Annotated in this window: 17 protein-coding genes, 1 tRNA gene and 1 riboswitch; of the genes, 11 read left to right on the top strand and 7 right to left on the bottom strand. The window is 53.7% G+C overall.

Going from position 1 to position 17,255, the window contains the following annotated elements; translation table 11 throughout:
• Positions 1-1,107: a DgaE family pyridoxal phosphate-dependent ammonia lyase gene (locus HOP44_RS22395; RefSeq protein ID WP_172257573.1), complete on the bottom strand. Its 1,107-nt coding sequence runs from the start codon at positions 1,105-1,107 to the stop codon at positions 1-3.
• Positions 1,073-2,188: an amidohydrolase/deacetylase family metallohydrolase gene (locus tag HOP44_RS22400; protein WP_172257575.1), complete on the bottom strand. Its 1,116-nt coding sequence runs from the start codon at positions 2,186-2,188 to the stop codon at positions 1,073-1,075. Before HOP44_RS22400 ends, HOP44_RS22395 begins: the two co-directional genes overlap by 35 nt.
• Positions 2,189-2,547: 359 nt before the next feature.
• On the opposite strand from HOP44_RS22400, the gene guaB reads away from it, so the two are divergent.
• From guaB to HOP44_RS22445, 9 genes are all read left to right on the top strand, one after another.
• Complete coding sequence (gene guaB / locus HOP44_RS22405) at positions 2,548-4,005, top strand: IMP dehydrogenase (protein ID WP_172257577.1); 1,458 nt, start codon at positions 2,548-2,550, stop codon at positions 4,003-4,005.
• 333 nt (positions 4,006-4,338) lie between these two features.
• A complete protein-coding gene (locus HOP44_RS22410) occupies positions 4,339-5,757 on the top strand; it encodes a D-alanyl-D-alanine carboxypeptidase family protein (RefSeq protein WP_425501914.1) in 1,419 nt (472 codons plus the stop codon).
• 96 nt (positions 5,758-5,853) lie between these two features.
• A complete protein-coding gene (gene pdxS, locus HOP44_RS22415) occupies positions 5,854-6,735 on the top strand; it encodes a pyridoxal 5'-phosphate synthase lyase subunit PdxS (protein WP_172200117.1) in 882 nt (293 codons plus the stop codon).
• A gap of 7 nt (positions 6,736-6,742) precedes the next feature.
• Positions 6,743-7,348: a pyridoxal 5'-phosphate synthase glutaminase subunit PdxT gene (gene pdxT / locus HOP44_RS22420; protein ID WP_172257581.1), complete on the top strand. Its 606-nt coding sequence runs from the start codon at positions 6,743-6,745 to the stop codon at positions 7,346-7,348.
• A 7-nt stretch (positions 7,349-7,355) separates the two neighbouring features.
• Complete coding sequence (serS, locus tag HOP44_RS22425; RefSeq protein WP_172257583.1) at positions 7,356-8,639, top strand: serine--tRNA ligase; 1,284 nt, start codon at positions 7,356-7,358, stop codon at positions 8,637-8,639.
• 187 nt (positions 8,640-8,826) lie between these two features.
• A tRNA-Ser gene (locus tag HOP44_RS22430) sits at positions 8,827-8,915 on the top strand.
• Positions 8,916-9,198: 283 nt separating this feature from the next.
• Entirely contained in the window at positions 9,199-9,936 is a 738-nt protein-coding gene (locus HOP44_RS22955) for an NERD domain-containing protein (protein ID WP_246370040.1), read from the top strand.
• Between the two features lie 303 nt (positions 9,937-10,239).
• Complete coding sequence (locus HOP44_RS22440) at positions 10,240-11,148, top strand: YitT family protein (RefSeq protein WP_172257585.1); 909 nt, start codon at positions 10,240-10,242, stop codon at positions 11,146-11,148.
• Between the two features lie 263 nt (positions 11,149-11,411).
• Positions 11,412-12,506 carry a hypothetical protein gene (locus HOP44_RS22445; protein ID WP_172257587.1) on the top strand — a complete coding sequence of 365 codons (1,095 nt, stop codon included), beginning with the start codon at positions 11,412-11,414 and terminating at the stop codon, positions 12,504-12,506.
• Positions 12,507-12,570: 64 nt separating this feature from the next.
• Here HOP44_RS22445 and tadA read toward each other — a convergent pair whose 3' ends face one another.
• The 3 genes from tadA to motA form a co-directional block, all read right to left on the bottom strand.
• Positions 12,571-13,119 carry a tRNA adenosine(34) deaminase TadA gene (gene tadA, locus HOP44_RS22450; RefSeq protein WP_281367830.1) on the bottom strand — a complete coding sequence of 183 codons (549 nt, stop codon included), beginning with the start codon at positions 13,117-13,119 and terminating at the stop codon, positions 12,571-12,573.
• 206 nt (positions 13,120-13,325) lie between these two features.
• On the bottom strand, positions 13,326-14,165 hold the full coding sequence (locus HOP44_RS22455) for a flagellar motor protein MotB (protein WP_172257589.1): 840 nt from the start codon (positions 14,163-14,165) through the stop codon (positions 13,326-13,328).
• Positions 14,149-14,949 (bottom strand): flagellar motor stator protein MotA, encoded by an 801-nt coding sequence (gene motA, locus HOP44_RS22460; RefSeq protein ID WP_172257591.1) that lies wholly within the window; start codon positions 14,947-14,949, stop codon positions 14,149-14,151. Before motA ends, HOP44_RS22455 begins: the two co-directional genes overlap by 17 nt.
• Positions 14,950-15,282: 333 nt before the next feature.
• Between motA and HOP44_RS22465 the strand changes: the two genes are divergently transcribed.
• Positions 15,283-15,576 carry a hypothetical protein gene (locus HOP44_RS22465; protein ID WP_172257593.1) on the top strand — a complete coding sequence of 98 codons (294 nt, stop codon included), beginning with the start codon at positions 15,283-15,285 and terminating at the stop codon, positions 15,574-15,576.
• Positions 15,577-15,713: 137 nt separating this feature from the next.
• On the top strand, positions 15,714-15,887 hold the full coding sequence (locus HOP44_RS22960; protein ID WP_343060017.1) for a PfkB family carbohydrate kinase: 174 nt from the start codon (positions 15,714-15,716) through the stop codon (positions 15,885-15,887).
• On the opposite strand, the gene HOP44_RS22475 is transcribed toward HOP44_RS22960, so the two are convergent.
• Together HOP44_RS22475 and HOP44_RS22480 are read right to left on the bottom strand one after the other, a co-directional pair.
• A complete protein-coding gene (locus HOP44_RS22475; RefSeq protein WP_172257595.1) occupies positions 15,869-16,354 on the bottom strand; it encodes a GNAT family N-acetyltransferase in 486 nt (161 codons plus the stop codon). The genes HOP44_RS22960 and HOP44_RS22475 overlap by 19 nt on opposite strands.
• A 273-nt stretch (positions 16,355-16,627) precedes the next feature.
• Positions 16,628-17,098 (bottom strand): C40 family peptidase, encoded by a 471-nt coding sequence (locus HOP44_RS22480; protein ID WP_172257629.1) that lies wholly within the window; start codon positions 17,096-17,098, stop codon positions 16,628-16,630.
• Between the two features lie 8 nt (positions 17,099-17,106).
• Positions 17,107-17,245: riboswitch (cyclic di-AMP (ydaO/yuaA leader) on the bottom strand.
• Between the last annotated feature and the right edge of the window lie 10 nt (positions 17,246-17,255).

Raw genomic sequence — 17,255 nt, forward strand, 5'->3', positions numbered from 1 at the left:
TTAGTTGCCCCCTTTGAATAGTTCGCGCAGTCTGCGCTCGATCACGTGGATATCGTCGCCGAGCAGCGGCCGCGGGTCCAGATCGAAATAACCCTGCCTTGCTCCATAATCGCGAGCGTAGATCGCGATCTTGCCGCTTTTCAGTGCTTCGACCGTCCGCACCGCGTCCGTGCCCGCAAGCTGCGGGTCAATCTGCACGCGGGCCCGGTAGATGGCGCGGCCCGCTTCGTCCTGCACGATGCTCACGGTGATGCCGTCCAGCTCGCCGAGCGGCAGAAGTACATTCAGCGTTTCTTTTTCCTGCTCGCTGCGATCCGCTTTGTCCAGGTATTCGTCCAGCGCCTGGAGCAGGCCGAACGTCGTTTCCTTGCCGACTTTCATGCTGCGGCCGATGCCGTGCAGCTGCACTTTGACCGCGTCGACGTAACGCCGCTTGCCTGCCACGAGGCCCGACGTCGGCCCTTCGATCGCTTTGGAGCCGCTGAAAATGACCAGGTCGGAGCACGCCGCGTAACGCTGCAGGTCTTCTTCGGCCGCCGCGTCGATAATGAGCGGCAGGCCGAGCTTTTGCGCCAGCGCCCACGTTTCTTCGACGGACGCCATGTTTTTTTGGACCGCGTGATGCGATTTGACGTAGAGGATCGCCGCCGTGCGTTCCGTCACCGCGTCTTCGAGCTGCGCCGCCGTGCCTTCGTTGGCGTAACCGGCTTCGACGACCGTTCCGCCGCCCAGATAGACCATCGTCTCGACCGGTGCGCCGTATTGGACGTTGTGGCCCTTGAGCATGACGATTTCATTTTGCAAAAGAGGAGACCGGTGCAGCCGCAGGCTGGCCCCGACGTTCCCGCCCGTGACGATACCGGCGACCGACAGGGCGATGCCGCTCGAGGCGGAGTTGACGACGAGCGCCGACTCGAACCCGAGCTGTTCCGCGATCCGGTCTCCGGCTTTGCCGACGAGATCGGCGATCTCGACGTAGCTCTGGCCGCCGGCCCGCATCGCGTCCATGACCGTATCCGTCGGCGCCGATACGCCGAGAATGCTCATTCTTCCGCTTGCGTTGATGACCCGTTTAAGACCGTACTTGGCATGCAGTGTACTGCCCATTCACAACCACTCCTTCGGCTTGGATCGTCTGCCGCGACGTGCGCGTGCTTCCTTCGGAATCCGTCAGCAGGGACGGCCTGTCTTCCAGGGAGAAAATCGTCAAATTGGCGGCTTCGCCGACCCGGATACGGCCCAGCTCCGGACGTTTCAGCCAGGCGGCGGGGCGCTTCGTGACCGCGTCGATCACGTCTGTCAGCGGGTAACCGAGCGACAGGAACTTGGTCAGCACGCTCGCCATGCCGTAGACGGGACCGTTGAGCCGGTTGCCGCGGTAAATATCGGTGCTGATCGTATCGAAAAAAACGCCGGCGCGCCGGGCTTGTTCGGCCGTCTTGAACGAGAAGCTGGCCGTACCGTGCCCGACGTCCAGCTTCACGCCGCGCGCGATCGCGCCCTGCAGCACCGGCAGCGGCCGACCGCTGTCGTCGAACAGGTTGTTGGCTTTGCCGTTCAAATAATGCGTGACGACATCGCCGCGCCGCAGCAGGGGAATGACTTCTTCGATCGCCGGGGGCGCCGAGCCGATATGGGTCATGAGCGGCAGGCCGGCGGCGCCTGCGATCGCCACCGCCCTGCGCAGCGGTTCGAGGCCGTTGCCGCCGACGACGCTGCCGCTGATGCGCGCTTTGAAGCCGACGACGAATCCGGCCTGCGCGCGCGCCGCGGAGAGCGCGGCTTCGCGGTCGATCCACTCCATGCGCGACAGCTCGTCGACCCGCTGCAGTCCGATGCGCGACACGTTGAGCAAAGCGAGCAGCCGCGTCCGGGCGACGCTCCGGCTTGCGGCAAGCTCGGCGATCCGGTCGGCGCCGCAGCTGCCCGCATCCACGACCGTGGTCGATCCGCATTCGATGCCGATCGCGTCGATCGAGTCGCCGTAAGGCTCGAATTCGGGAAAAGCATGCACGTGCAGATCGATCCAGCCGCTGGATACATACAGCCCTTCGCAGTCGACGGAACGCCCTGCAGCAGTGTTCGTTCCGGGCGGCGCCAGTCCGGCGACCACGCCGTTTTCCACGGTCAGGTCCACGGCGCGCCCATCCGTGAGACGGACCTGCCGCAGCACGAGATTCGTTTGCATGATTCACCTGCTTTCTTCCATTTGAAATGGGAATCTGAATGTCGGAGTGAAGATGCAGTTCCATTCCAAGATACCACCGCTTATTCCGAAAAACAATATAACGTTATAATGTTTAATGGTACGCTAGTGCATACAGGCAAAAAAAGGGAGTTCATTCGGCTTGGTGTCCATGGTGCACGGACAACTTTCCTGCCGATCCAAACGGCCCGACTTCCCGCGCCGCTGCAAGCTTTTTCACCTTGACAGCCCATACCCCCTTTGCTAAGATTGCAATAATATATTTTCAGAAAAGCCCTTTCAGCTTTCCATATAAGGAAAAAACGGCGGTTAGGACAAGAGAAAAAAGGAGGCAAAATCGCGTGTGGAATAGCAAGTTCGACAAAGAAGGCCTGACGTTCGACGACGTATTGCTCGTACCGAGAAAGTCGGAGGTTCTGCCGAAGGAAGTCAGCGTGTCCACGAGACTGAGCGACAGCGTGAAACTGAACATTCCGCTGATGAGTGCCGGTATGGATACCGTTACCGAAGCGGTTCTGGCGATTGCGATCGCGCGCGAGGGCGGCATCGGCATCATTCACAAGAACATGCCGATCGAGAAGCAGGCGGACGAAGTCAACCGCGTGAAGCGCTCCGAGAACGGCGTCATCACGAATCCGTTCTTCCTGAGTCCGGATCATCTTGTTTCCGATGCAGAGGTCCTGATGGGCAAGTATCGGATTTCCGGCGTGCCGATCGTCGACGGGAACGAGAAGCTTGTCGGGATCTTGACCAACCGCGATCTTCGCTTTATCCACGATTACAGTATCGCGATCAAGGAAGTCATGACGCAGGAAGAGCTCGTAACCGCACCGGTAGGCACGACGCTCCGCGAAGCGGAAGGCATCCTTCAGCAGCACAAGATCGAGAAGCTGCCGCTGGTCGACGAGAACAACGTGCTCAAAGGACTCATTACCATTAAAGACATCGAAAAAGCGATCCAGTTCCCGAATGCGGCCAAAGACGCGCAGGGACGTCTGCTGGTAGGCGCGGCTGTCGGCGTATCGAGCGACGCGATGCAGCGGATCGACGCGCTGGTGACGGCGGGCGTCGATGCGATCGTCGTCGACTCGGCCCACGGACACCATATCAACATCCTGGATGCGGTTCGCAGTATCCGCAGCCGTTATCCGGAGCTGACGATTATCGCCGGCAACGTGGCGACGGGCGAAGCGACTCGCGATCTGATCATCGCTGGCGCTTCCGTCGTCAAAGTCGGTATCGGCCCGGGCTCGATCTGTACGACCCGCGTAATCGCCGGCATCGGCGTTCCGCAAATCACCGCTATTTACGACTGTGCGACGGTTGCCCGCGAATACGGGATTCCGATCATCGCCGACGGCGGCATCAAGTACTCCGGCGAGATCACCAAAGCGATCGCGGCCGGCGCCCACGCCGTCATGCTGGGCAGCATGTTCGCGGGTACGGAAGAAAGCCCGGGCGAATCGGAGATCTACCAGGGCCGCCGCTTCAAGGTATACCGCGGCATGGGTTCCATCGCGGCCATGAAGCAGGGCAGCAAAGACCGCTACTTCCAGGACGACGACAAGAAGCTTGTACCGGAAGGCATCGAAGGCCGTGTCGCTTACAAAGGACCGCTGTCCGATACCGTGAATCAGCTGGTCGGCGGACTGCGTTCGGGGATGGGCTACTGCGGTACCGGCGACCTCGACACGCTTCGCAACGATACGCAGTTTATCCGCATTACGGGAGCGGGACTGCGCGAAAGCCATCCGCACGACGTACAGATCACCAAGGAAGCTCCGAACTATTCCGTTTAAGCCAAAACGCCGATCCGGGCGCAGATGCCGGAGCGGCTGCTTCTCTTCATACAAGTAAGGAACGATGGGATCGACTCGCGATCCACGAAGCGGACCGGGCTGTTTGCCCGGTCCGTTTTTTTGTCGGGAATAGGAAGCAGCCGTGCTTCCTATTCCCGACAGACACGGCGGCCCGGTCGGATTTCTTCCGCTGCCGCAGAGTCTTTTGAAGAGGCGGGACTTTCCGATCTGTCACATTCCGTGGGAAGACAGGCCGCCCGGGGCTGTGTTAGACTAGAAAGGCATGACAAGAAATTTAGCCAGCCGAGGGGAGTACTTAATCCATTGAAAAGCCTGACTGCTTCTAACCGCAAAGTCGAGAAAAAACGGATTCTTCCGCCCAAGTTTCTAAAAAGAACCGCGGCATCCGTTCTTCTTATCCATATGCTCTGTCTGTCCGCCGTTCCGGCCAATCTGGCCGGTGCCGCAGCTGCCGATACGGCCAAATCGCAAACGACCGATACCAAGAAGGCCGCCGAGAAACCTGCCGCACAGAAAGCGATTCCGACCGTCGAGAGCCTTAAGCTTGCCGCCAAATCGGCGGTTTTGCTGGAGCCGACGACCGGAGAAATCATCATGTCGCTGAATGCCGACGTGGCTCTGCCTCCGGCCAGCATGACCAAGATGATGACCGAATACATCGTGGCCGAACAGGTCAAGCAGGGAAAAATGAGCTGGGAAGACGTCGTGACGGTCAGCAAGAATGCCGCCGCGCAGGTCGGCTCCCGCGTCTTCCTGGCCGAAGGCGACCAGCACACCGTCAAGGATCTGTATATCGCCATGGCGATCGGTTCCGCGAACGACGCTACCGTGGCATTGGCCGAAACGGTGGCACCTACGGAGACGGAATTCGTCAAAATGATGAACAGCGAAGCCAAGCGCATGGGCATGGCCACCGCTCACTTCGCCAATTCGACGGGTCTGAATATTGCCGATATGCCGGCGGATTCGCGTCCGGCCGACGGCAAAGAAACGGTGATGTCCGCGATCGACGCCGCCCTGTTGGCGAAATATATCGTGACCGACCATCCCGACTTCAACGAATTCACGACGATTCCGTCCTACCAATTCCGTCCGGGCGACAGCGGCCGGATCGAGAACCTGGACTGGATGCTGGAAGCAAACGCCGACGTGCCGAACTTCAAAGCGTATGCCTACAAAGGGCTGGACGGTCTCAAGACCGGCCATACCGAAGCGGCAGGCAACAACTTTACCGGTACGGCCGTGCGCGACGGCATGCGTCTGATCAGCGTCGTGATGGGAACCGATGCCAACGACCAGGGCTCGCGTTTCGTCGAAACCCGTAAAGTGCTGGATTACGGTTTCAACCATTTCGAAATCAAAGAACTCGTAAAAGCCAACCAGGCGCTTGAAGCCGAAGAGCCTATAGCCGTAAACAAAGGCAAAGAAGAGACGGTCGCTTACGAAACGGCCGGAGCGCTCAGCTTCGTCGTGCCGAAAGGCGCGGACGCCAGCGCGCTCAAGGTACAGCCGAGCGTAGAAGCGTCCCTCGAAGCGCCGGTCGCCAAAGGCGACAAAGTCGGCACCGCGACCTACACGTACAAAGCGGAAGGCATGGCCGAAGCCCAGACGAAGACCGTCGATCTGGTCGCTTCCGCAGACGTGGAGAAGGCAGGCTGGTTCAAACAGCTGCTCCGGGCCATCGGCGGATTCTTCTCCGACCTGTTCGAAGGGATCAAAAACCTCTTCTAAAGGCGTGCGAACGATTGTATATCGATTATCTCTGCTGTAAAATAAACCGTTAGAACATCCGTGCAAAAATCGTGAATGATCAGGGGGCTAAGAAGAATGGAAGCAGGAACATCGCGCGTTAAAAGAGGTATGGCGGAAATGCAAAAAGGTGGCGTCATCATGGACGTCATGAACGCCGAGCAGGCAAAAATCGCCGAAGCGGCGGGAGCCACGGCCGTTATGGCGCTGGAACGTGTGCCGTCCGACATTCGTGCAGCAGGCGGAGTCGCCCGTATGGCTGATCCGACCATTGTCGAAGAAGTCATGAAGGTCGTCTCGATTCCCGTGATGGCCAAAGCGCGCATCGGGCATTACGTGGAAGCGAAAGTGCTGGAATCGCTGGGCGTCGATTATATCGACGAGAGCGAAGTGCTGACGCCTGCGGACGAAGTCTTCCATATCGACAAGCAGGAATTCACGATTCCGTTCGTCTGCGGCGCCAAAGACCTCGGTGAAGCGCTGCGCCGGATCGGCGAAGGCGCTTCGATGCTTCGGACCAAAGGCGAGCCGGGCACCGGCAATATCGTGGAAGCGGTCCGTCACATGCGTCTGATCAACGGCCAGATTCGCAGAGTGAAGAATCTATCCAAAGACGAATTGTATGCCGAAGCGAAAAACCTCGGCGTTTCCTATGAAGTTCTTCTGGATATCCACCAACACGGCAAGCTTCCGGTCGTCAATTTTGCGGCAGGCGGCGTAGCGACTCCGGCCGATGCGGCATTGATGATGCACCTCGGCGCGGACGGCGTATTTGTCGGCTCCGGCATTTTCAAATCCGACAATCCGGAAAAGTTCGCTCGGGCCATCGTGGAAGCGACCACGCATTATGACGACTACCGCTTGATCGCCGAAGTTTCCAAGAACCTGGGCGCACCGATGAAAGGGATCGACATCAAGCAGTTGGCTCCGTCGGAGCGCATGCAGGACCGCGGCTGGTAAGCATAAGATGACGAATCAAACAGTCAAAATCGGCGTTCTGGCCCTACAGGGCGCCGTATCGGAACATCTCCGCAGCCTGGAACGGGCCGGTGCGGAAGCGGTATCCGTCAAAAGAACAGAGCAGCTCGACGGACTCGACGGCCTGGTGATTCCCGGCGGCGAAAGTACGACGATCGGCAAGCTGATGCGCAAGTACGGCTTCATCGAGCGGGTGCGGGAATTTTCGGAAGCGGGCAGACCGATCTTCGGCACTTGTGCCGGACTGATCGTACTCGCCAAAGAGATCGAAGGCCAGGAAGAGCCGCATCTCGGGCTGATGGATATGAAGGTCGCCCGCAATGCGTTCGGACGCCAGCGGGAAAGCTTCGAGACGGATCTTCCGATCAAGGGAATCGAGCAGCCAGTCCGGGCCGTGTTTATTCGCGCTCCATTGATCCGTGAAATCGGCGAAGGCGTCGAAGTATTGGCAACTTATAATGAAGAAATGGTTACGGCGCGAGAAGGTCATCTTCTGGTGTCGTCATTTCATCCGGAACTGACCGACGACTACCGGCTCCACGAGTATTTTGCCGGGATGGTGCGCGAGTTCAAATCCGGAGCAGCGAAAGGATGAAGCACCCGTGCTGGATGTAAAAGTATTGAGAAACGAGTACGACCGCGTCAAACAAGCGCTTGCAAACCGCGGCAAGTCGGAAGACTTGATCGCCGGTTTCCCGAGTCTCGACGGTGAACGCCGCGAGAAACTTCAGGAAGTCGAGACGTTGAAGAACCGCCGCAATACCGTTTCCGGAGAAGTCGCCAAGCTGAAGAAAAATCGGGAAAACGCGGACGATCTTATTGCCGAAATGCGCGAAGTTTCCGACCGGATCAAGCAGCTGGATGAAGAAGTCCGTAGCCTGGAAACGGAAATCGACGCGATTACGATGGCGATTCCGAATATTCCGAACGAGAGCGTGCCGCTTGGCGCATCCGAAGACGACAACGTCGAGATCCGTCGTGTCGGCGAACCGCGCAAGTTCGATTTTACGCCCAAAGCCCATTGGGAAACGGCGCAGAATCTGGGCATTCTCGATTTCGAAGCGGCAGCCAAAGTAACGGGATCGCGCTTTACGTTCTACAAAGGCCTCGGTGCCCGCCTGGAACGTGCGCTGATCAACTTTATGATGGACCTGCACAGCGAAGAGCACGGCTACGAAGAGATGCTTCCTCCGTATATCGTCAACCAGGACAGCCTCTATGGAACCGGCCAGCTGCCGAAGTTCGAAGAAGATCTGTTCAAGCTGAAGGATACGGAGTATTATCTGATTCCGACCGCTGAAGTGCCGGTGACGAACTATCACCGCGACGAGATCCTCGAAGCGTCCGATCTGCCCAAAAAATATATCGCCTACAGCGCCTGCTTCCGTTCCGAAGCCGGTTCTGCCGGACGCGATACGCGCGGGCTGATCCGTCAGCACCAGTTCAACAAAGTCGAAATGATCAAGATCGTGCATCCGGATCATTCGTACGACGAACTGGAGCAGATGACGGCCAATGCGGAACGCGTGCTGCAGCTGCTCGGCCTGCCTTACCGCGTAATCGTACTGTGCACGGCGGATATGGGCTTTACGGCCGCCAAAACGTACGATCTTGAAGTGTGGCTGCCGGAGAGCGGCATGTACCGTGAGATTTCTTCGTGCTCGAACGTCGAAGACTTCCAGGCCCGCCGTGCCAGTATCCGTTTCCGCCGCGAGCCGAAAGGCAAGCCGGAATTCGTGCATACCCTGAATGGTTCGGGGCTTGCCGTAGGCCGTACCGTTGCCGCCATTTTGGAAAACTACCAACAGGAAGACGGCAGCGTCGTGATTCCCGAAGTTCTTCAGCCGTATATGCGCGGCGTGAAAGTCATTGCTCCCAACGCGTAAAGCTTGAGTCCTATCCGCCGCTTCGTTTTGTGCCAAGTTATAGACCTTGCGCGAAGCGAAGCGATGCGATATGATAGGAACGGACATTTACGAATCGTCCAGTCCTACTAACAAAATTAAAAGATTTTCGCTAGGCGCAGAATTCTTCAAATCGCTTTGCCCAGAGGGGTATGCAATTTGAATACTCGGAGAGGTACCGAAGCGGTCATAACGGGGCGGTCTTGAAAACCGTTAGGGGGCAACTCCACATGGGTTCGAATCCCATCCTCTCCGCCAGTTTAAAACTCCCCTTGCTGCATAGGTTTGCGGCGAGTCTAACCGAAACGCACTTTACCGTTGGATAACGGGAAGTGCGTTTTTTGTTTTGCAATTGCTTGAAAAACTGATTGAGGTAGGGAAACAGGAGTACAAATTAGGGTTATTATACGCTTTTCTTTTCCAATAGCAGGAAAATGCTAGTACAAAGCCGAAAAAATAGAGGAAGGCCAGCAGAGAGTCACTCAAAATCAAATCGTTCTAAGATAGCCTGGCGATTAAACAACAATGGAGTGTTCAATTAATGATTTATGTACTAGCGGTACTGCTGTTCATTTTATTTTTGACCTTAAGGTCCCCCAAGATCAAGGGAAGGATCGGCGAGGGGTCTGTTCGTCACAAGCTAAGAAAACTTGATCGTAAGGAGTATAAAGTGCTACACGATCTTATGATTCAGCGTACGAATGGAAAGACATCGCAGATTGATCATATGGTCATCTCCAAGTATGGTGTATTTGTGATTGAGACGAAGAATTATAGGGGTTGGATTTTGGGAAGCGAGAAGTCAGAGTATTGGACCCAAGTCATCTACAAACGTAAAGAGCGACTATATAATCCTATTCGGCAGAACTACGGACACATTAAATCACTTGAGAGCTACTTAGGAGACAGTACGATCCCGTTCATCTCTATTATTGCGTTCAGTACAAGAGCTGAATTAAAGCTTGAACAGATGAGCACGGATGTTGTTTACACGACTGGATTGGTATCGGCCATTCAGAAATATAAACATGTCGTGTTATCTGATGAACAAATTTATCGAATTCAAAAGGCCCTAGCGGTTAAGACTATCCACACTCATCAAGAGCGTAGGAAGCATGTTTCCGACATTAAACGAAGCTTGGAAGAGAAGGCAGCTTTTAAAAGCGCAGGGATATGTCCACGATGTAAAGGAGAGCTAGTTGAGCGCCAAGGGAAGAATGGAAATTTTATGGGTTGCAGCAGTTTTCCGAAATGCAGATACACCCAAAAAAGTCAGTAAAAAGGCTAATATAGCATAAAAATTTAAGATTAGATCCATACGCACCATAAGCTGCATATTCTTTTAAAGTGTAAAACTGCCTTCCTCCACACATGGAGAGGTGGCTTTTCCATGTATGCTAAAACAAAAAAATGTATAACTATACAGTTCCTTTTACCGGAAAACAAGTTGAAAACGAGACAAACTGTCAAAGGATATGGCATAATTAAGAAGAGTAACTGTATGCTGAAGTATACTGCCACCATTTATCGGTAAAGGAGAGACCCTATAGCCGCATCCAATCCACGGGAAGGAAAGTGAATAATGAATGAAACCGTAATCCCGACTCCGGCACGCAAGCCTTCTGCACCGCGTGCACATGGAAAAAGAACGTTTAAGCAAATTGTAACGAGAACCTTTTTTATCGTCTTCGGCGCAGTGATGGTTGCCGTCGCTCTGGAGCTTTTCCTCGTCCCAAACAAGATCACCGATGGCGGAATTACCGGCATTTCGGTGATGGCCTCTTTTCTCAGCGGTTGGAAACTCGGTATTTTTCTATTTATCTTAAACCTCCCTTTTCTTATTGTCGGCTATAAACAGATCGGCAAGACTTTTGCCTTATCCACGTTGCTTGGCATTACGGTTCTTTCGATCGGTACCGTACTGCTTCACCCCGTGCAGGCGTTCGTGACGGATACCCTGCTTGCTTTTGTGTTCGGCGGCATTTTTCTGGGTGTCGGTACGGGAATCGTAATTCGCAACGGCGGTTCGCTCGACGGAACGGAGATCATCGCGATTCTGGTTTCCCGCAAAACGCCTTTTTCGGTCGGGGAAATCGTGATGTTCGTCAACTTGTTTATTTTGTCCGGTGCAGGCTTTGTATTCGGTTGGGACCGGGCTTTGTTTTCGATTCTTGCCTACTATATCGCCTATAAGATGATCGATGTGACCATTGAAGGGATGAACGAATCCAAATCGGTATGGATCATCAGCGATCAGATCGACGAGATCGGCAACGCGATTCTGGACCGATTGGGACGCGGAGTCACGTATCTGGCGGGCGAGGGCGGATTTACGGGAGATCCGAAGAAAGTCATTTTCTGCGTGATTACCCGGCTTGAAGAAGCAAAACTCAAAGAGATCGTCAATCAATTCGACGATAAAGCCTTTCTGGCTATCGGAAATATCCATGATGTCAAAGGCGGGCGCTTCAAGAAAAAAGACATCCATTAATTATACTTGTTAATAAAAGGGTATTAAGTCAGGACTTAAGAGCCTGAATGGTTCTTGGGTCCTGTCTTTTTTATAAGGCTTATTGGCCGATTTTGGAATTTTGAAACTTTTCGAAACAGATTCACGTATACTTAGACGAGTCCGGAAACATAAGCCGCTTAGATGGAAATTCAAGGGTTTGAAGGTTTCGAGGTTTAGCCGTTGTGGTAAGAGGGTAACAGGACGATTTAAAACACATACAGATTTAAAGGGGAGAACAAAACATGAACAAAAAATTATTCGGAAGTTTTGGCGCATTGGTTATGGCGGGTACGCTCGTATTGTCCGGCTGCGGTAACAATGCGGCAAGCCCGGCTGCAAAAGCCGAAGCAACACCGAAAGCCCTGCTGAAAGCTTCGGTAGCAAGCGCTGCAGCAGTCACTTCCTATCAAATGGACAGCAATTTTACCATGAATGAACTGACGGTTACGGTTCCTCCGTCCAGTGCCGACACGGCAAGCGTAAATCAGGTGGTCAGCATGCTCAAAGGCGCGGAATTCAATATGAAGACCGTATACCAAGGCGATCCGATGCAGGCGGAAATGAATCTCGAAGTGAAGCTCAAAGGCGATATGGAAATGACGATCAAGCTTCCGATCGTCATGACCAAAGAAAAAATGTACGTAAAAGTTCCAAACATTGCTATTCTTCCACTGCCGCAGGACATGGTCGGCAAGTTTATCGAACTTGACCTGAAAGAACTGGCAGCCGAACAAGGTACCGAATTCAACGACGCTATGCTGGATCCGAAAAACTCGCAAAAATTGACTTCGGACCTGAGCGCAGCGGTTCTGGACAGCTTTGACGAAGGCAAATACTTCAAGAAAATCGCTCCTGGCGATGCCGGACTGCCAGAAGGCGTAAAAGCGGAAGACGTTGTTCGCTTCGAAGTAACGAACGACAATGTGAAAGACGCGATTACAACTTTGGTTAACGTAGCCCTGCCGAAAGTGATCGAAACGCTGGATACGCCGGAATATCGTGAAATGCTCGGCATGACCGAACAGGATCTCAAAGACGCGAAAAGCGAACTGAGCACAACGGACAACGAGCAAATGAACAAAGACCTTGAAGAAATGAAAAAATACCTGACCGTGAACACGTTCCAGATCGACACGGCGCTGAATGCGGACAAATTCCCGATTCACCAGAAGATGACGATGGACGTCAACTTCCAGGATCCGGAATCCGAAACTTCGGGTAAAGTGTCCCTGACCGGTTCGTCGACGTACAGCAAAGTAAACGAAAAACAGACGTTCGAAGTGGGTATCCCAACAGATACAATCACAATGGACGAACTGGAAAACATGAACTACTAAGCGATTCGACCGTTTCAACAAGAAAAGGCGGCCCTCAGGGCCGCCTTTTTGGCGTGTATCGAGTTTATTCAATTTCCTGATCGGCCGGGGAAAGTTCTGCGGCGAGTTCAGCTTCTGCCTGTCGCAGCGCTTTGCGTTCTTTCATGCGTCGGCGGAGATCACGGAAAAAGTCGGACAGCATCGCCGCACATTCTTCCTGCAGCACACCTTCGATCAACTCGGTCCGATGGTTGAAGCGGGGCTCCTGCAGCAGATTCATCAGCGTGCCTGCACATCCGGCTTTGGGATCCGGCGTTCCGTAGACGACCAAAGGCACGCGTCCTTGTACAATTGCACCGGCGCACATCGGGCAAGGCTCAAGCGTGACGTAAAGGGTGCAGTCCAGGAGCCGCCAGGCGCCGATCCGCTCGCTGGCTTCGCGAATGGCAATCATCTCCGCGTGCGCCGTAGCGTCATGTGTCGTTTCCCGCAAATTGTATCCCCGACCGATAATTTCTCCGCCTCGAACCATGATTGCGCCGATCGGGACTTCACCGATCGCTTTGGCTTTTTCGGCTTCTTCGATAGCAAGGCGCATCCAGTATTCATGGCTGTAAGGATCCGAGAATTCCAAAACGGTAAAGCCCCTTTCCTCTGTTCGAAAACGAGATATCCATCGAACAAGTATTCTGGTGTTAACATGGTGTGTACAAAATTGTGGATAAGTAAGCAGTAGTCCACAGGGTTATGCACATATTCTACATGAAGATTGTGAATTTGTGAATTGCCTGTGGATAAATAAAGCCCCTTTCCGAAGAAAGAGGCAGAGGATAAATCGTATCAAGGCAACTTGGTATTTGTTGTACTGATCTTATTCTCCGAGTCTTGATAGTTCCGGATAATCGAGACTTCCACACGGCGATTCTGCGCTCGACCGGAAGCCGTGGCATTCGAAGCAACCGGATGATATTCTCCTGCTGCGATCGAAGTAAAGCGGACTGGATCCAGATTCGGATTTTTGAGCAGAACCTGCATGAAGTTATTGGCCCGGCCCGAGCTGAGATCCCAGTTGGACTTGAATGCGCTGTTGGAGATCGGGATATTGTCGGTATGGCCGATAACCTGAATGTTGTAGCCCGGGAAATTTTTGAGGATATTCGCAATCGCGGCTGCCAGGGTACGGGAATTCGGTTTGACCGTGGATTCGCCTGAAGCGAACAGCGCTTTGTCGCTGATCGTGATCTGGAGCTGCGATTGATTGAGATTCGTCTCCAGCTGAGTGCTGAGACCGTTCTTGGTAATATAACTGTCCAGCTGTTTTTTGAGCTTGGTGAGATCTTCTTGTTCTTTTTTCTTCAATTTGGCGAGCGTCTCATCAGCCGTGTCTTTCTTCTTGGCCGTGGTGATGTCTGCCTCCTTGGCCATTTCCTCTACGGATTTGGAACCGTCCTGCGTTTTGCTGTCTTCCGTCGTAGAAGTGTAATCCATAATACTTTTACCTCCGTTGAACACGGAGTCGAACGCTTCGGCCATGGCTTCGAATTTGCTGACATTGGCCGAACTCATGGCATACAAGACGATGAACAGAGCGAGCAGCAGGGTCATAAGGTCGGAATAAGGAAGAAGCCAACTCTCGTCGGCATGTTCTTCGTGGTGTTCCGGTCTAGCTTTCTTGGCCACCCGAAGCGCCTCCCTTTTCTTCTAATTTCTTGCGTTCCGTAGGAGTCAGGAATACGGCAAGTTTCTGATTGATGGCAATAGTCGATACGCCCGATTGAATGGACAGCAGACCTTCAACCATCATCATGCGAACTTCCACTTCTTTCTTGGAGATCCGTTTAAGCTTGTTGGAGATCGGGTGGGCCACAACATAGCCGACAAAGATACCGAGCAGGGTGGCGATGAACGCTGCGGCGATGGCGTGGGCCAGTTTATTCATGTCTTCAAGTTCGCCCAATGCGGCAATCAGACCGACTACGGCGCCGAGAACGCCGAGCGTCGGAGCATACATGCCCGCCTGGGAGAAGATCTGCGCGCCTACGCGGTGACGTTCTTCCATGGCATGAATATCTTCCATCAGCACATCGCTGACAAACTCCTGATCGTTGCCGTCGATGATCATCCGCATACCGTTGCGAAGGAAGTCGTCATCGATTTCGTCAACTTTGGACTCGAGCGCCAGCAGGCCTTCGCGCCGTGTAATCGATGCCCAATCCATAAACATGCCGACCAGCTCGGGTTTGTCGATCAATTTGGGTTTGAACAGAAAGATCTTGACGAGCTTCGGGAAGTTTTTCAGGTCACTCATCGGGAAGCCGACGAATATGGTTGAAACGGTACCTCCAATAATGATAAGATAGGCCGCCGGCACCATCAGGGAACCCAGCGGAGCACCTTTCAAAATCATGCCGACAAAAATGGAAACCAGAGCAAGAACTAAACCGATAAGAGACGATAATTCCATGTAAGCACCTCATCCATGAGAATATAAAACTTCATAAGCGCGGCCATCCCTGGCCTTTGCGAACTGCAAGAAACAAAACTGAAAACGTAGGCGACCTTCTCGTACAAGCTTCAAACGGGACTGCCGGACGGTACGCATTTGATAAAGCGAAACCCGTTCAACAGTCGAAATATTCGGACAACGGCATCGTCAGGCGATTTTCGACTAAAAACACCCTATGGCTCGATATGTTTTTTATCGACAGGGGGAGCTTTTTTTTTAAGAGATAAATTGCGCTATAATGAAAATAAGATAGCCGGTTCACAATAATGTACAAAAAAAGGAGCAGAAGCAATGGGAGTTAAACACGGAAGAGATTACGGAGATATTTTGCAGGATTTGACGAAAGCGGTCTCATTGATTCCGGACAGTTATTTGTTCTTCGAGATGGATTCGGAAGACTGGGAACGTATGGGAACGGAAGACCGTCTCGAAGTCCATGAAGCGCTGGCGGAAGACCTGTTCTACGGGCTGGGTACCCAGCCGTCGATCGGTGTAGGCAGCGCGGTCGTGATCCACGATGCGGATCTGCACCGAATCAACGTACTGATCGGAGAAAAGCAGATGACCTTTGTGCCTTTGATCTGAGTCGATCCGAAGAAGCGGGGAGAATCATGGAATGGAAACGCGCAGAATCTGCCGGGGATGAACAAAAGAAAGCCGGCGCACCGCGAATCGTGGTGGTCGGCAGTTTTAATAGCGATGTGGTCATGTAAAGCGGGCGTGTGCCCGATCGGGGCGAGACGCTGCCGGGGACGGCCGTGCGTCTGCTTCCGGGCGGCAAGGCCAACCAGGCGGTCTGTGCCGCGCGATTAGGCACACGAGTATCCATGGTCGGGGCTGTCGGTGCCGACGGGCTCGGCAGTGCGATGAGCCGTATCTACTGCGCCGGCTCCTGATAGACCATGCAGTAGAACGGCTTCATGCCGCCTGGTGTCATCCGTTCGTACAGATCGGTGATATGGAAGCCGGCTTTACAGTAGGCTTTGATAGCGCGCTGATTCCAGGTGAGTACCTCCAGGTCGATCTCCTGGCCGGGAATACGCCGCAGGGCTTCTGCCGTAACGGCGCGGACAAACTCCGGACCCGTCCCGCGGCCGCACAGATCGGGGCGCATCCCGATGCCGAGGCGGGTTGTGCCGCCGAGCGGGAAGAGCTGGGCAAACCCGCACAGAACCTCGCTTTGATAGACCGTCACATACTGCTGTTCGCGCAGCTCGGGATCGCCGAATTCGATCCCGAGCTGTTTGACTTCTTCCCAGGGCATCCAGCCGTAGATATCGTAGGGGAATTCGTACTGCCAACCGCAGACGGATTCCGCTTCCCGCTCGGTCATCGGATGAATTTCGAAAAGCTGCGCATGCATAGCCGTTCGTCTCCTTTGTATAAAAAATGCCCAATAAAATGGGAAAATGCGTTTGAGCGTCCTATTCGCGGGTAATATTTTGTAAGACAAGATTTACACGGGATTTGAAACCTTTTCAAGCTTACAACCGTTTAAAAAGAAAATGAAACAGGATTTCGATTCACCGGACACATGAAAAAACCGCATCGGATGATTGCACTCATCCAATACGGCTTCAGAATTCATAGATAAAGTTATAGAACGGATCTGTAGGATCCCGGAAAGAATTCGATTTTAGCTGCTGGCAAGGGACGAATACGTGGATGTGCTCATGACGCGAGCGGCTCCAACGTAACGTTCGGCATAATAACTCGAGCCCAGGCTGTCGTAGCGAACTCCGTTCGAAGACGACGAATGGGCGAATTTGCCGTTGCCTACATAGATGCCCACATGGGAAATGCCCCGGCCGTTCGTGTTGAAGAATACGAGATCTCCCGCACGCAGGTCGCTCTTGTCAACTTTGGAACCGGCGCTGTACTGCGAAGAAGATTGGCGCGGCAGGTTGATGTTGAGTTTGTCGAAGACATAACTTGTGAATCCCGAGCAGTCAAATCCGTTGGGTGTAGTTCCCGCTGTGCGATAAGGTGTTCCAACTACAGAGTCGATTACGTTGTCCAATTGGGAGTCTGCATGAGCATTTCCTGCGCTTGCTACGCTAAAGGCGATAGCGAGACCCATTACTGCGGCTGTCAGCTTCTTCTTCAAAGACATTGTACCCCTTCCATGTTTGCCTGCGAGGTTAGCTTAAGGATTCGGTTGAGAAGGTCCCCCTATGACTCCTTCGTTGCGAAGTCAATTCACCCATAACTGGTTCCCCCGCTTCCCGGTGCCTGAATTAGGCTCAGATCTTGGTTTGCACCGA

Origin of the sequence: Saccharibacillus deserti, from assembly GCF_013618475.1 — a bacterium.
Taxonomy (GTDB): domain Bacteria; phylum Bacillota; class Bacilli; order Paenibacillales; family Paenibacillaceae; genus Saccharibacillus; species Saccharibacillus deserti.